Raw genomic sequence first — 13,329 nt, 5'->3', positions numbered from 1 at the left:
GGCGCTGCCGTTAACGCATCCTTAAGCTCAGCACCCCTAACCTGATCGGCAGGAAGGGTCGGGAATGGTGGCAATTGCGTATACGGTGGCCTTCGAAGGTGTCGAAGGCCGGCTGGTCGAGGTTCAGGCTTCGGTCGCACCCGGCTTGCCCGCCTTCGCGATCGTCGGTCTTCCCGACAAGGCCGTGTCAGAGGCGAAAGAGCGTGTGAAAGCGGCGTTCAATGCCCTGTCCATCGCCTTGCCGTCGAAGCGGATCACGGTGAATCTTTCCCCCGCCGATCTGCCGAAGGAAGGATCACATTTCGACCTGCCGATTGCCCTGGCAATCCTTGCGGCGTTGGAGATCGTACCAGCCGAAAATCTTGAAAATGTCGTCTCGCTGGGCGAACTGGCCCTTAACGGCAGGCTTGTACAGGTTGTGGGGGCCCTGCCCGCAGCCATGACATCATCCGAAGATGATCGTGCTTTGATCTGCCCCATGGCCTGCGGTCCCGAAGCAGCCTGGGTCGGCAGCGTCCCGGTTTTTGCTGCGGCAAATCTACGGCAGGTCATCGACCATTTAAGCGACCGCGCCCCCCTTTCGCGTGCCAGTCCGGGACAGGCATGTACCCGCCCCACGCAGGCCGATCTGCGCGACGTCAAAGGGCAGGAACGTGCAAAGCGGGCTCTGGAAATTGCAGCGGCAGGCCGACACCATCTGTTGATGATCGGCCCGCCCGGTGCCGGCAAATCAATGCTGGCATCCCGTCTCGCCGGCCTCATGCCGCCGCTGACACCGGCAGAAGCGCTTGAGACGTCGATGATCCATTCTCTGGCAGGATTGCTGAAAGATGGTGGCATCCCGCGCAATGCGCCCTATCGCGACCCGCACCATACGGCCTCTATGGCAGCCCTTGTCGGTGGCGGTCGCGGCGCGAAGCCAGGTGAAATCAGCCTTGCGCACAATGGTGTCCTTTTTCTGGACGAGTTGCCCGAGTTTTCGCGGCAGGTTCTGGAAACGCTGCGACAACCGATCGAGACGGGTGAAGTGGTCGTCGCGCGCGCAAACGCCCATATCCGCTATCCGTGCCGCTTCCTGCTGGTTGCTGCGGCCAACCCCTGTCGATGCGGCTATCTGGCCGATGCCGCGCGGGCATGTGCAAGGGTTCCGACATGCGGGGCAGACTATCTTGGCAAGGTCTCTGGCCCGATGATGGACCGCTTTGATCTGAGGATCGAAGTCCCCGCCGTCAGCTTTGGCGAGCTTGACCAGCCCGCGACGGGCGAAACAACCGCAGAAGTAGCGCGCAGGGTCTCGGGGGCACGAATGCGTCAGTCCGAACGCTTTTCGAACCTCGCTCAGGATCGCAAGATTAGATCAAATGCTGACGCCCCACCCGCCATGCTCGAAGAGATCGCGGCACCTGACGACGAAGGCCGCAAATTGATCCATCGCGCCGCGGAAAAACTTGGCCTGACAGCTCGGGGCTATCACCGCGTTCTGCGCACCGCGCGCAGCATCGCTGATCTGGAAGCCAGCCCGAAGGTTCATTCGAAACACCTAGCCGAAGCCATCAGTTACCGCTTGCCATTTATTCCCGGCATCTGATCTATCCCGTGGTGCATGAACCTCATGAGCGCAAAGATCAGATCATAAAACAGCCTGCTCTAACTTTTGGCAAAACCACAGGCGTGAGATGCAGCCTGACAAGCAGATCAATCCTCTTCGTCATCTTCAGGAAAGGCCGCGACCCGACCAGAGAGCTGCGCCACCAAATTTGTCAGTACATCGAAGAAAACCTCTTTCTCTTCCGCGTCTATAGGCTCGAACAATTGATGTTGAAGTGTGGCAGTCATAGGCCTGATCTTTGCGATGGTCTGTTGCCCCTTTTCGGTCAGCATGAGCGAGTTTGTACGCCGGTCATGCGACGTGCGCCGCCGGCTCAAGAGGCCGTCTGCCTCCATCTTTTTGACCAGCTTGGTGACCGCCGCCTTGCGCAGCACGATGGCCGAGGCAAGTTCGTTCTGCGAAATACCCGGATTCAGCCAAACCACGCTGAGAATTGCGATCACACCAGCTTCCATCCCCATATTCTGCCGAATTGAGAAGCTTTCGCCACGCAGCAGGATGTGCAGGTTGCGCGCAAGAAACAGCAGGTCGCCAGAAAGGGGACCTAGCTCAACCTCCAATCCTGACGAGGTCGCCAATTTTGTGACGCGCACCATATCGCACCCCCAACAACCAAATGACGCTAAGTTGCCATTCCGTTGAAAATACGGCGATATCGCTGACCGATTCAATCTCTAGCTGCATTTTTGTAGAATCATTCGACTAAATGGTTAATTCTCTTTTACCTCGAATTAGGATGCCACCAACGCCTGGCAGCCCGCCAGCGGCAGGGCTTTAGGGGGCAAGCAGAAAGATCGGTGCGCTTGGTCGTCAGGCAAAACATCGCCGGACACCGCAGAGCGTCCGGCTAGCCTCTTGAGAAACAGATCAGCTGATCCGGTCGACCCAACCATGCGGGTCATCGGCGCGGCCAAACTGAATATCGGTCAGCGATTTGCGCAGGTCGGCGGTCACCGGCGCCATACCACCATCCCCGATCTTCAGGTCAAACCCCTGTCCCTTGATCTGCGAAATCGGCGCGACCACAGCCGCCGTGCCACAGGCGAAAACCTCGACCAGTTTGCCGGACGCGATGTCACGGCGCCATTCGTCGATAGCATAGGGCGTCTCATGCACGGTCATGCCCTTATCCCTTGCAAGCTGGATCAGCGAATCACGCGTAACACCCGGCAGGATCGTGCCCGTTAGCGGAGGCGTCTGAAGCGTTCCGTCTTCAAAGACGAAGAACACATTCATACCTGCCAGCTCCTCGATCCAGCGGCGCTCTACGGCATCAAGGAATACAACCTGTTCGCAGCCCTGCTTTGCAGCCTCTGCCTGCGCGGCAAGGGCTGCGGCGTAGTTGCCACCGCATTTCGCAGCGCCGGTTCCGCCGGGGGCTGCACGGGTAAAGTCCTCGGAAACCCAGACGGACACGCCAGACACGCCGCCCTTGAAATAAGAACCTACGGGCGACGCGATCACCGCGTAAAGGAAACTGTCAGACGGATGATTGCCGATTGCCACCTCTGTCCCGATCATGAACGGGCGCATGTAGAGTGAGCCATCACCTTCACTTGGAATCCACGCCTGATCTATGCGCGCCAACTCACGAACGGATTCGACAAAAAGCTCTTCGGGGATCTGCGCCATCGCCAGCCTGGCGGCAGAATTATTGAAACGCCGCGCATTCGCGTCAGGGCGGAACAGTGCCGCGCCGCCATCCGGGTGACGATAGGTTTTCATGCCCTCGAATATCTCACCGGCATAGTGCAGGACCATCGTCGACGGATTCAGGGACAGGTTTTCGCGCGGACCAATCCTTGCATCATGCCAGCCTTTCTCGGCGGAATAGCGGATCGTCGCCATATGGTCAGTGAGGTATTTTCCGAAACCGGGATTGGCGACCATCGCCTCACGCTCTGCCGCCGGGACGGGCGTGGCTGATTGTTCGATTGCGAATTGACCGGCTTGGCGTTTTTCCATGACTGACTTCCCCTTTTTATGTTCGCCGGCGAAGTTGCAGCGGAAATGGCCGCTCGCCCGGAACCTGTCCCTACATAGCAGGCCGAATTTGGCTGTGCATCATCAGAAACGCGGCGCGACCGCGAAGGAAAGCGCAAAATCCGAAACATTCCGGCACCTGATGCGTTGACCTGCCCCAACCAAGGAGGAAACGATATGACTATTGCACGCGTGACAGAGATCTCATCAACCTCGGAAACCGGATTCGAGGACGCCATCCGCAATGGCATCCAGCGTGCCAATGAGACATTGCGCAATGTGAAGGGTGCTTGGGTGAAGGAACATACCGTCGATTGCGACAATGGCGCCATCACGCGCTATCGCGTCAATCTGATGGTGACCTTCGTGCTTGACGACTGACAAGCTGACATTGGGCTGCCGGGGCGCGCAAAGCCCCGGCGCACCACCCCGGTATTCCGCCTGACGCGCATTGCCAAGGCACGGTAAATACATAAACATAGAGACAGTTCATTCATTGTCCCGGACATTTCCATGAAGCTAGACTTTGCGACCGTCGCGAAATCTTCGGTCCTTTTGGGGCATTTGCCCGAAGACGCGCTTGCGCGTGTGCTGGATTGCGCCATTCAGCGCGAATTCAGGCCGGGCGACGTGATTTTCCTGCAGGGAGAGCCTGCGACCGCAATTTTTCTGATCGTCGAAGGCGCGGTAAAGCTGTTTCGCATATCGCCCGGCGGCGCGGAAGCCGTGGTTTCCGTCCTTGGACCAAGCCGCAGCTTTGCAGAGGCGGTTGCCCTGCGTGAAGAAAGCTATCCCGTCTCTTCCGAGGCAATTACACACACGACGCTACTGCAGATCGACGGTGTCCGACTGCGCCGTCAGATCGCCGAAGATCCCTCTCTGGCGCTGAACCTTCTGGCCGCAAGTTATGTCCACCTGCATGGTCTCGTCGAACAGGTCGAGCGTCTGAAGGCACGTTCCGGCGTGCAAAGGCTGGCCGAGTTCCTGATCGACCTGGCCGAGACCGGCTCGAATGGGGTGAACGGGGCGGTACCCAAGCTTGCGCTGCCTTATAACAAGGCCCTCATCGCGGGACAACTGGGTCTGCAACCGGAAAGCCTCTCGCGGGCATTTGCCAAGCTGCGCGATTTCGGGGTCCATATCGAAGGCAATACCGCGCAGATAGATGATCTCGACCGGCTGAGAGAGATTGCCAATCAGGACAAAGGACAACCCTGGATGCGCTGAGCCTGCATGAGTACGGCAGGTTAGCGAACCTGCCCGGCAGTTTGGCCTTTCCTCTGGTTTGTCTGCGTGCAAGCGTGCCGGCCATGTCTGATTTGATTCTGATCTTTGTGGCCGGGCTGTTCGGCGGTCTGCTGAACGCGATCGCCGGCGGGGGCACATTCATTACGTTTCCCACGCTGGTTTTCGCGGGAATCCCAGAGATTACCGCCAATGCGACATCGACTGTCGCCGCCATGCCCGGATACCTGTCGGCTGCTATCGGCTTTCGAAAAGACATTGCCGAATTAGAACGCAATCTGCTGCTTCGACTGACCGGGTTGACCATGCTGGGCGGGGCCATCGGATCGGGCTTGTTGCTGATCTCTTCCAACGCGGCCTTCGCGGCACTCGTACCCTTCCTGCTGCTCGGTGCTACGCTGGTATTCCTGAAGGGGGCGCAAATCCGCGAATGGGCCGCAAGGCGGCGTGGGGCCGTGACCGCATTCGGCGCCGGGTCCATGATCCCGGTCGCGATATATGGCGGCTTTTTCAACGGCGGGCTGGGTATCGTTCTGCTGGCACTTTTCGCGATGTGGGGCATGACCAACCTTCACGCGATGAATGGCCTGAAATGCTGGCTCAGCTTTGCCTTGTCCGTCGTCTCATTGCTTATCTTTGCCTCTGGCGGCAAAATAGCCTGGCTTCCGGCCATCGTCATGAGCGTGGGGACCGTGCTGGGCGGGCTTGCGGGCGCTCCGGTCGCCCGTCGCATCCCTGTTCCCGCACTTCGCATATTGATCGCAATCGTCGGCTTTGGAATGACCGCAATCTTCTTGTGGCGCCTGGTGGCCTAGGCCGCCGAGGCCGCCGAGGCCGCGTGTTCCCTGATCCGGGCCACCATCGCGCGCAGGCCGTTTGACCGCTGGGCCGAGAGATGTTCGTCAAGACCAAGCCGGCCCAGTTCCTGCGCCGCATCGACCTTGCCAACCTCTGCCACCGGCAGACCAGCGAAGAGCGCATGAACCACCGCCACAAGGCCGCGGACAATCAGCGCATCGCTGTCACCCACGAAATCGAACCGTCCGTCCTCGACCGTTGGCACGATCCAGACCTGACTGGCGCAACCTTCGACCTTGCTGGCGGGCGTTTGCAGCGCCTGATCCATGGGCGGCATGGCCTTGCCCAGCTCGATCACATGGCGATAGCGGTCCTCCCAGTCATCAAGGAACTCGAAGGTCTCTACGATTTCTTCAAAGGCGTCAGTGCTCATGTTCCACACTCCTAGGCAGCGCCGTGCTAACGTGCTGCGCCCGGAAGGTCAAAGAGGCTTTGCGCCGCGCGCGCTGATCGCCTATCACTGGCGATGAATAAATGCCGGAGAGACCATGCGCATCGCCACAATCGCCCTGACCCTTGGCGCCGTCATCGCCGCGAGCGGATGTTCCCGCATCGGCAGTGACAGCGGATTGAACCCGCTTCGCTGGTTTGGTGGCGGATCGCAGGCCCCGACGACGCTGGAACCGCGCGGCGGCTGGACAACGCAGGCGGACGATCCGCGCCAGCCGGTTCCTCAGATCCTTTCAGCCGGGTTCAGCCCGATGAATGAAGGACAGCTGCTTGTGGTTCAGGCCTTTGCGCCCGTCAAAGGCTGGTGGGATCTGGAAATCATTACCGAAGAAATCCAGCCCGCGGGACAACTTCGGCCCGGTCTCGACGGTATCCTGCGCCTCGTACTGGTCGGCAATCCGCCGCTGGAAGGCAGCCCCGAAGCCTCGCTGCCCGCGAATCCGCAGGTCGATCAGATGAATGTCGCGCTGCCCATCTCGACCATTCAGCTTTCGCGGATACGCGAAATTCAGATCAGGTCAGCGACCGGAGGGGTTTCACTGCGCCCCTGAAGAGGTTTCTTGTAGCCGATATGGCTGGGCTCATAGCCCAGTTTTTCGTAGAAGCGGTGCGCATTCTTACGGCTGGCATTGGTCGTCAGCTGCATCAATGTCGCCCCGGAAAGGCGCGCCCGTTCTTCCGCATCCGCAATCAACGCCGCACCAGCACCCTGACCGCGCAGCGAGGCATCAACGCGAACGGCTTCGATCTGCGCCCGTCGACTGGCCGAAAGCGACAGGCCGGAGATAATGGTCAGCTGATAGGTGGCAACGACGTGACCGTTCTGCACGCCGACGTAAACCGTGTTGCTGGCCTCCTGCTCCATCGCCTCGAATGCATCAAGGTATCTCGACAGATCATCCACTTCCCGGTCCTTGCCCAGCACATCATCCGTCAGCATCGCAACAATGGCCGGAACGTCCGCTCGCGTCGCGCGCCGAAACCGGATCATACTGCTGCTGCCGCGATGAATCTGCGGATCAACTGTTCATCCTTTTCGCCGGGTGCAGCCTCCACCCCCGAAGAGACGTCGACGATGCGCGCCCCTGTCAGCCGGACAGCTTCGGCCACATTATCCGGCCTCAACCCGCCGGCCAGCATCCAAGGCGTCAACCATTTACGCCCAACCAGCAATCGCCAGTCAAAGCTTAGCCCATTGCCCCCCGGCAGCGGCGCGTCTTTCGGTGCCTTGGCATCGACCAGCAACATATCGGAAACGAGACCATAGTCCCACAAAGCGTCCAGATCATCCGGGCCAGCGACGCCGACCGCCTTCATCACCGGCAAACCTGTCAGCTGTTTGATCTCCACCACACGATCCGGCGGTTCGTTACCGTGCAATTGGATCAGGTCGAGCGGCACACTGCCCAATACCTCGTCCAAACGAGCGTTATCTGGGTTAACAAACAAACCGACGCGGGCCGTGCCAGCAGGCACGTCAGCCGCCAGACCGGCGGCAACGGTCGGCGCCACATTGCGGGGTGATTTGCTGAAGAACACAAAGCCAACAAACGCGGCACCAGCGTCAACGGCTGCTGCGACGTGTTCAGGCCGTTTCAGACCGCATATCTTGACCTGCGCCAATTCAGCGCGGCGCCGGCAGGGTCGTTCCCGAGGCGGGCGCAGAAGATGTGGCCGGCCGGGAGCTGTCGAGGATCGCCAGAACATCATCATTCGGCGCGTTGTGGCGGTCACGAAGATCGCCGACCTCGCGTTCCAGCCGATCCACCTGCGACTTGCGGCGCGATGCAGCACTGCGGATATGCGATTCCCGCAGCCATTCCCAGATGAAGCCGACCACGATACCGAAGACGATCGACAGGAAGATCACGAGAAACAATGGCAGGTTAAGCTGCCAGTCAAAGCCAAGATACTGCTCAAAGCCTGCGGGAAACGCGCGGACCGTAACAACGCCCCTGTTGGCCAGTGCGATCCCGATCAGGATGACTGCCAACGCAATGACAAAGATAAGCCGGATGAAGCGCATGATCTACCTCGGATAAGTTCCTTCCCGATTTGCCAGATCAGGCCTCTCCGTTCAACCTGTCGCGCAACAGCTTGCCGGTTTTGAAGAACGGAACATGCTTTTCCTCAACCGGAACAGATTCGCCCGTGCGGGGATTTCGTCCTAAACGCGCATCCCGCCGCTTGACCGAAAATGCGCCAAAACCGCGCAACTCGACGCGCTCGCCACGCGCCATAGCGTCAATGATTTCATCAAAAATTGTTGACACAATTCTATCAACGTCCCGCTGGATCAGATGCGGATTCTCGTCGGCAATTCTCTGAATAAGTTCGGACCGTATCATGTCACCCCCGAATAAACCTGAAGCCATATTTGACGTTGCAAAAGCATCCGTCGAGTAAGAAACGCGAAGTTAATCATTTAGTTGCAAAGATTCTTCCAAAAAAGCGGAGCGCAAAAGAAAACGCCCCCGGCAGGTGATGCCGAGGGCGCGGTTTTCAATCAATCCGGGGATCAGTCGCGGCTTTTCAGCGCAGCGCCCAGAATGTCGCCCAGCGAGGCGCCCGAGTCCGAGCTGCCATACTGTTCGACGGCTTCTTTTTCTTCAGCGATCTCACGCGCCTTGATCGACAGACCCAGACGACGCGATTTCGCATCAACATTGGTCACGCGAACATCGACGCTGTCACCGACGCCAAAGCGTTCCGGACGCTGATCCTGACGGTCGCGGGCCAGATCCGAGCGGCGGATGAACGACTTGGCGCCGTTATATTCCACCTCGATCCCGCCGTCTTCGATGGCGGTCACGGCCACGGTGATCACGTCACCACGCTTCACGCCTTCAACGGCTTCGGCCATGGCTTCGTTTTCAATCGCCTTGATCGACAGAGAGATACGCTCTTTCTCGATATCGACTTCCTGAACGACGGCTTTCACCACATCGCCCTTGCGGAAGTCCTGGATGGCGTCCTCGCCACGGGCATCCCACGAGATGTCCGACAAGTGAACCATGCCGTCGATATCGCCTTCGAGGCCGACGAACAGACCGAATTCGGTGATGTTCTTGACTTCGCCTTCGATGACGGTGCCAGTCGGATGCGTTTCGGCAAAGACTTCCCACGGGTTGCGCTGCGTCTGCTTGAGACCCAGCGACACGCGGCGTTTGGCTTCGTCAATTTCCAGCACCATGACTTCGACTTCCTGAGAGGTCGAGACGATTTTGCCGGGATGGACGTTCTTCTTGGTCCAGCTCATTTCGGACACGTGGACCAGACCTTCGATACCGGCTTCCAGTTCGACGAAAGCGCCGTAATCGGTGATGTTGGTCACGCGGCCCTGATGGACCGAACCGATCGGGAATTTCTCTGCCACGGTATCCCACGGATCGGCCTGAAGCTGCTTCATGCCCAGGCTGATGCGGTGGCTGTCGCGGTTGATCTTGATGACCTGAACCTTGACGGTTTCACCGATGGACAGGATTTCCGACGGGTGATTGACGCGGCGCCATGCCATGTCGGTGACGTGCAGAAGGCCGTCAACACCGCCCAGATCCACGAAGGCACCATATTCGGTGATGTTCTTGACGACACCGTCAACGGTCTGACCTTCGGACAGGTTCGAGATGACCTCGGCACGCTGCTCGGCGCGGCTTTCTTCCAGAATGGCGCGGCGCGAGACGACGATATTGCCGCGGCGGCGGTCCATTTTCAGGATCTGGAAGGGCTGCTTCAGACCCATCAGCGGGCCTGCGTCGCGCACGGGACGCACATCAACCTGAGAGCCGGGCAGGAAAGCCACGGCACCGCCCAGATCGACGGTGAAGCCACCCTTGACGCGACCGAAGATGGCGCCATCGACGCGCTCTTCTGCGGCATAGGCTTTTTCCAGACGGTCCCAGGCTTCCTCGCGGCGGGCCTTTTCACGGCTGATCGAAGCTTCGCCGCGGGCGTTTTCGACGCGGTCCAGATAGACTTCGACTTCGTCGCCAACGGTCAGGTTGGCATCTTCGCCGGGGTTTGCGAATTCCTTGAGATCGACGCGGCCTTCCATTTTGTAGCCGACATCGATGATGGCCTGGCCCGCCTCGATGGCGATAACCTTGCCTTTGACGACAGAGCCCTCATCCGGGGTGTCAATGTCGAGGCTCTCATTCAGCAGAGCCTCAAATTCTTCCATGCTTGCGCGTTCAGCCATAAGCTTTCAGTTTCCTTACATTGGTTTTCTGGCCTGACGGTTGGATCCGCCGGTCTGTATGATGCCCTTCGGAACGACAAAGGGTCGTGGCACATCGCCCGACCCGATCAGAAAAAGGCCTGTTGTGGCCATGTCATTCGATAGACTTGGGCGGCCATATAGGCCGTATCCGCAGCAATCACAAGCCCGTATTCGCTGGGACACGGCACGCAAAGGCGCAAAAAATCCACAAGATTGACGTCAGGTCAGCTTTCCGTCGCCTTTGCGCCGGGCAATTACCAGCCTGACAGCATCTGTCACAGCTTCGGTGATGCTCATCTCGGTCGTGTCCAGTATGACCGCATTATCGGCCGGCCGCAGCGGTGCCGTCTCTCTTTCCTGATCCCGCGCATCGCGTTCCTGCAATGCGGCAAGCGTCTCTGCGGGATCGGCGCCAATTTCGCTGGCGCGTCGTCTAGCGCGCACTTCGTCGGACGCAATGACATAAAGCTTCAGATCGGCATTCGGGCAGATGACAGTGCCAATGTCCCGACCATCCAGAACCGCGCCGGGTTCCTGAATCGCAAAACGGCGCTGAAACTCGACAAGGGCGAGCCTGACCTCGGGGATGATTGCAACCCTGCTGGCCGCCTGCCCCGCCTCGTTGCTGCGAAGATCGGGGCGCTGCAGATCCCGCGCCGTCAGCGAGCGTGCGGTTTCCAGCGGATCACCGCCTTTGGCACCGACGGCACGATAAAGAAGCCCGGTATCAAGGTGATGAAAGCCGAAACGCCGCGACAAGGCCTTCGCGATCGTTCCCTTGCCAGAGGCGGCAGGTCCATCAATGGCGATTGTGAAAGGCATCTCATCCTCGCTGATCTTTAGTGGATGTGCCACGCTGAAACGGGTCGGCGCAATGAAAAACGCCGGCCACTTGGGCCGGCGTTTCCCGATATAATGCGAAAGATCAGTTTCCGCCGAGGGTTTTGGCGACCTCTGCGGCGAAATCTTCTTCTTTCTTCTCGATACCTTCGCCAACGGCCATCCGGACGAAAGCGACGACCTCGACACCGGCTTCCTTGGCGGCCTGGGCCACGGTGACGTCCGGATTGATGACGAATTTCTGACCCAGCAGGGTCACTTCTTCAAAGAATTTCGCCATGCGACCGACGATCATCTTTTCGATCACGGCATCAGGTTTGCCTGATTCGCGCGCCTGTTCCGTCAGAACGGACTTCTCACGCTCGACAAGCGCCGGGTCCAGATCCGCTTCGGACAGCGATGCCGGGTTGGTCGCAGCGATATGCATCGCGATCTGCTTGCCAACTTCGGCATTATCGCCCTTCAGCGCGACCAGCACACCGATTTTGCCCATGCCTTCGGCAGCAGCGTTATGGACATAGGAAACCACGGTATCGCCAGCGACGGCTTCCATGCGGCGCAGGTCCATCTTCTCGCCGATCTTGGCAACCGCGTCGGTGATGACTTCGCTGACCGGCTTGCCGTTCAGCTGGGCGTCACGAAGCTGGTCAACATTGTCGACGCTCAGCGCGGTTTCCGCGATGCCGCGAACCATGTTCTGGAACTCGGCATTCTTGCCGACGAAATCGGTTTCCGAGTTCACCTCGACCGCGACGCCCTTGCCGTCTTTGACTGCGACAGCGACCAGACCTTCGGCGGCGATGCGATCCGACTTTTTGGCGGCCTTTGCCAGACCTTTGGTGCGCAGCCAGTCAACGGCGGCATCCATGTTGCCGTCGGTTTCGGTAAGCGCTTTCTTTGCGTCCATCATGCCTGCGCCGGTCGTTTCGCGCAGTTCTTTCACCATCTGAGCGGTGACAGCCATCTGGCATCTCCTTCTATAGGGGAACGGACGGGACATAGCCCCGCCCGGTAACATTTCAATGACGCAGCAATCAGGCGTCGGATTCGGCAGCGACGGTTTCTTCCGCTTCCAGCTCTTCTGCCGGGGCGTCGGTCAATGCGCCCAGATCGACACCGGCAGCGCCCATCTGCGCCGACATCCCGTCAAGTGCCGCACGGCTGGCCAGATCGCAATAAAGTGCGATGGCGCGCGCAGCGTCGTCATTGCCCGGGATGACATAATCCACGCCTTCGGGCGAGCAGTTGGTGTCGACGACAGCCACAACCGGAATGCCCAGCTTCTTGGCTTCAAGAATGGCAAGATCTTCCTTGTTGACGTCGATGACGAATATCAGGTCCGGCAGGCCGCCCATTTCACGGATACCGCCAAGCGATGCCTGCAGTTTGGTCTGCTCACGCTCCAGCTGGAGACGTTCTTTCTTGGTCAGGCCTTCGGCGCCCTGCTCCATCGTCTCATCGATGGTTTTCAGGCGGCTGATCGACTGGGAAACGGTCTTCCAGTTGGTCAGCGTGCCGCCCAGCCAGCGGTGATTCATGTAGAATTGTGCAGATTTCTCGGCAGCTTCGGCGACCGCTTTCTGCGCCTGACGCTTGGTGCCGACGAACAGCACTCGGCCACCCTTAGCGACGGTGTCGCGAACGACCTTCAGCGCCTGATCCAGCATCGGGACGGTCTGCGTCAGATCGACGATATGAATGCCGTTGCGGTCGCCATAGATGTACTGCGACATCCGGGGGTTCCAGCGCTGCGTCTGGTGACCGTAGTGAACGCCAGCTTCAAGCAGCTGACGCATGGAGAATTCTGGGAGCGCCATGTCCATTTCCTTTCCGGTTTGCGCCTTGGCAGAGGAATTCAGGGTTTCCCCCAACCGGTGGACCTGACCGGGATGTCTCCCCGGAAGGCCCGCCTCTGCCTGTGAAGTGCGTCGGCACATAGGCGCTTTCCCCGTGGCTGGCAAGTCCTAACCGACAATTTTCCAGACCGTTCAAGTTTTAAGTTGAATTGTGGCGCGGTGGAACCGCTGCGGTTGTAGTGTGCCTGTCACCGTCAACCGAAACTTAATCTCTTGGTGGCAAGAACTGTTCAAACGCACGCTCTGAAGGAAACAGAAATGCGGCATCC

General features: G+C 59.1%; 16 protein-coding genes. 5 read left to right on the top strand and 11 right to left on the bottom strand.

All coding sequences use genetic code 11. The features are described 5' to 3' along the window. The first annotated feature begins 64 nt into the window (after positions 1-64). Positions 65-1,588, top strand: coding sequence for a YifB family Mg chelatase-like AAA ATPase (locus tag PAF20_RS04855; RefSeq protein ID WP_271072600.1), 1,524 nt, complete (start codon positions 65-67; stop codon positions 1,586-1,588). 107 nt (positions 1,589-1,695) lie between these two features. Here PAF20_RS04855 and PAF20_RS04850 read toward each other — a convergent pair whose 3' ends face one another. Continuing rightward, positions 1,696-2,280, bottom strand: coding sequence for a MarR family winged helix-turn-helix transcriptional regulator (locus tag PAF20_RS04850; protein WP_271072599.1), 585 nt, complete (start codon positions 2,278-2,280; stop codon positions 1,696-1,698). 196 nt (positions 2,281-2,476) lie between these two features. Next, on the bottom strand, positions 2,477-3,574 hold the full coding sequence (locus tag PAF20_RS04845; RefSeq protein WP_271072598.1) for a branched-chain amino acid aminotransferase: 1,098 nt from the start codon (positions 3,572-3,574) through the stop codon (positions 2,477-2,479). A 195-nt stretch (positions 3,575-3,769) separates the two neighbouring features. On the opposite strand from PAF20_RS04845, the gene PAF20_RS04840 reads away from it, so the two are divergent. From PAF20_RS04840 to PAF20_RS04830, 3 genes are all read left to right on the top strand, one after another. After that, positions 3,770-3,973, top strand: a complete 204-nt coding sequence (locus tag PAF20_RS04840; RefSeq protein WP_271072597.1) for a dodecin family protein — start codon at positions 3,770-3,772, stop codon at positions 3,971-3,973. A 132-nt stretch (positions 3,974-4,105) separates the two neighbouring features. Then, positions 4,106-4,819, top strand: a complete 714-nt coding sequence (locus tag PAF20_RS04835) for a Crp/Fnr family transcriptional regulator (RefSeq protein WP_271072596.1) — start codon at positions 4,106-4,108, stop codon at positions 4,817-4,819. A gap of 83 nt (positions 4,820-4,902) precedes the next feature. Further along, a complete protein-coding gene (locus PAF20_RS04830) occupies positions 4,903-5,652 on the top strand; it encodes a sulfite exporter TauE/SafE family protein (RefSeq protein ID WP_271072595.1) in 750 nt (249 codons plus the stop codon). Here the strand turns inward: PAF20_RS04830 and PAF20_RS04825 are convergent. Continuing rightward, the gene (locus tag PAF20_RS04825) at positions 5,649-6,068 is read right to left on the bottom strand and encodes a SufE family protein (RefSeq protein WP_271072594.1); all 420 of its coding nucleotides are present in this window, start codon (positions 6,066-6,068) and stop codon (positions 5,649-5,651) included. The genes PAF20_RS04830 and PAF20_RS04825 overlap by 4 nt on opposite strands. Before the next feature lie 115 nt (positions 6,069-6,183). On the opposite strand from PAF20_RS04825, the gene PAF20_RS04820 reads away from it, so the two are divergent. Then, complete coding sequence (locus tag PAF20_RS04820; protein WP_271072593.1) at positions 6,184-6,696, top strand: hypothetical protein; 513 nt, start codon at positions 6,184-6,186, stop codon at positions 6,694-6,696. Here PAF20_RS04820 and PAF20_RS04815 read toward each other — a convergent pair. From PAF20_RS04815 to rpsB, 8 genes are all read right to left on the bottom strand, one after another. After that, on the bottom strand, positions 6,654-7,136 hold the full coding sequence (locus tag PAF20_RS04815; RefSeq protein WP_271072592.1) for a GNAT family N-acetyltransferase: 483 nt from the start codon (positions 7,134-7,136) through the stop codon (positions 6,654-6,656). The two genes, PAF20_RS04820 and PAF20_RS04815, sit on opposite strands and share 43 nt — an antisense overlap. Further along, positions 7,133-7,768 (bottom strand): phosphoribosylanthranilate isomerase, encoded by a 636-nt coding sequence (locus tag PAF20_RS04810; protein ID WP_271072591.1) that lies wholly within the window; start codon positions 7,766-7,768, stop codon positions 7,133-7,135. The genes PAF20_RS04815 and PAF20_RS04810 overlap by 4 nt, the downstream gene beginning before the upstream one ends. Before the next feature lies 1 nt (position 7,769). Further along, a complete protein-coding gene (locus PAF20_RS04805; RefSeq protein WP_271072590.1) occupies positions 7,770-8,171 on the bottom strand; it encodes a LapA family protein in 402 nt (133 codons plus the stop codon). A gap of 37 nt (positions 8,172-8,208) precedes the next feature. After that, positions 8,209-8,493 carry an integration host factor subunit beta gene (gene ihfB / locus PAF20_RS04800; RefSeq protein ID WP_271072589.1) on the bottom strand — a complete coding sequence of 95 codons (285 nt, stop codon included), beginning with the start codon at positions 8,491-8,493 and terminating at the stop codon, positions 8,209-8,211. Positions 8,494-8,663: 170 nt separating this feature from the next. Further along, on the bottom strand, positions 8,664-10,343 hold the full coding sequence (rpsA, locus tag PAF20_RS04795) for a 30S ribosomal protein S1 (protein ID WP_271072588.1): 1,680 nt from the start codon (positions 10,341-10,343) through the stop codon (positions 8,664-8,666). A 240-nt stretch (positions 10,344-10,583) separates the two neighbouring features. Continuing rightward, a complete protein-coding gene (locus tag PAF20_RS04790; protein WP_271073255.1) occupies positions 10,584-11,186 on the bottom strand; it encodes a (d)CMP kinase in 603 nt (200 codons plus the stop codon). Positions 11,187-11,289: 103 nt separating this feature from the next. Next, positions 11,290-12,168 (bottom strand): translation elongation factor Ts, encoded by an 879-nt coding sequence (tsf, locus tag PAF20_RS04785; protein ID WP_271072587.1) that lies wholly within the window; start codon positions 12,166-12,168, stop codon positions 11,290-11,292. A gap of 70 nt (positions 12,169-12,238) precedes the next feature. Continuing rightward, positions 12,239-13,027 carry a 30S ribosomal protein S2 gene (gene rpsB, locus PAF20_RS04780; RefSeq protein WP_271072586.1) on the bottom strand — a complete coding sequence of 263 codons (789 nt, stop codon included), beginning with the start codon at positions 13,025-13,027 and terminating at the stop codon, positions 12,239-12,241. Between the last annotated feature and the right edge of the window lie 302 nt (positions 13,028-13,329).

This window comes from Paracoccus albus (assembly GCF_027913035.1).
Classification (GTDB): Bacteria; Pseudomonadota; Alphaproteobacteria; order Rhodobacterales; family Rhodobacteraceae; genus Paracoccus; species Paracoccus albus.
The sequence above is the reverse complement of the archived record's forward strand: the minus strand, read 5'-3'. Positions and strand labels throughout refer to the sequence as shown.

Excerpts from the sequence above, each read along its gene's own strand:
- PAF20_RS04855 (WP_271072600.1), top strand. The coding sequence starts at position 65 with ATGGTGGCAATTGCGTATACGGTGGCCTTCGAAGGTGTCGAAGGCCGG.
- PAF20_RS04845 (WP_271072598.1), bottom strand. The coding sequence starts at position 3,574 with ATGGAAAAACGCCAAGCCGGTCAATTCGCAATCGAACAATCAGCCACG.
- PAF20_RS04840 (WP_271072597.1), top strand. The coding sequence starts at position 3,770 with ATGACTATTGCACGCGTGACAGAGATCTCATCAACCTCGGAAACCGGA.
- PAF20_RS04835 (WP_271072596.1), top strand. The coding sequence starts at position 4,106 with ATGAAGCTAGACTTTGCGACCGTCGCGAAATCTTCGGTCCTTTTGGGG.
- PAF20_RS04830 (WP_271072595.1), top strand. The coding sequence starts at position 4,903 with ATGTCTGATTTGATTCTGATCTTTGTGGCCGGGCTGTTCGGCGGTCTG.
- PAF20_RS04825 (WP_271072594.1), bottom strand. The coding sequence starts at position 6,068 with ATGAGCACTGACGCCTTTGAAGAAATCGTAGAGACCTTCGAGTTCCTT.
- PAF20_RS04820 (WP_271072593.1), top strand. The coding sequence starts at position 6,184 with ATGCGCATCGCCACAATCGCCCTGACCCTTGGCGCCGTCATCGCCGCG.
- PAF20_RS04815 (WP_271072592.1), bottom strand. The coding sequence starts at position 7,136 with ATGATCCGGTTTCGGCGCGCGACGCGAGCGGACGTTCCGGCCATTGTT.
- PAF20_RS04805 (WP_271072590.1), bottom strand. The coding sequence starts at position 8,171 with ATGCGCTTCATCCGGCTTATCTTTGTCATTGCGTTGGCAGTCATCCTG.
- ihfB (WP_271072589.1), bottom strand. The coding sequence starts at position 8,493 with ATGATACGGTCCGAACTTATTCAGAGAATTGCCGACGAGAATCCGCAT.
- rpsA (WP_271072588.1), bottom strand. The coding sequence starts at position 10,343 with ATGGCTGAACGCGCAAGCATGGAAGAATTTGAGGCTCTGCTGAATGAG.
- PAF20_RS04790 (WP_271073255.1), bottom strand. The coding sequence starts at position 11,186 with ATGCCTTTCACAATCGCCATTGATGGACCTGCCGCCTCTGGCAAGGGA.
- tsf (WP_271072587.1), bottom strand. The coding sequence starts at position 12,168 with ATGGCTGTCACCGCTCAGATGGTGAAAGAACTGCGCGAAACGACCGGC.
- rpsB (WP_271072586.1), bottom strand. The coding sequence starts at position 13,027 with ATGGACATGGCGCTCCCAGAATTCTCCATGCGTCAGCTGCTTGAAGCT.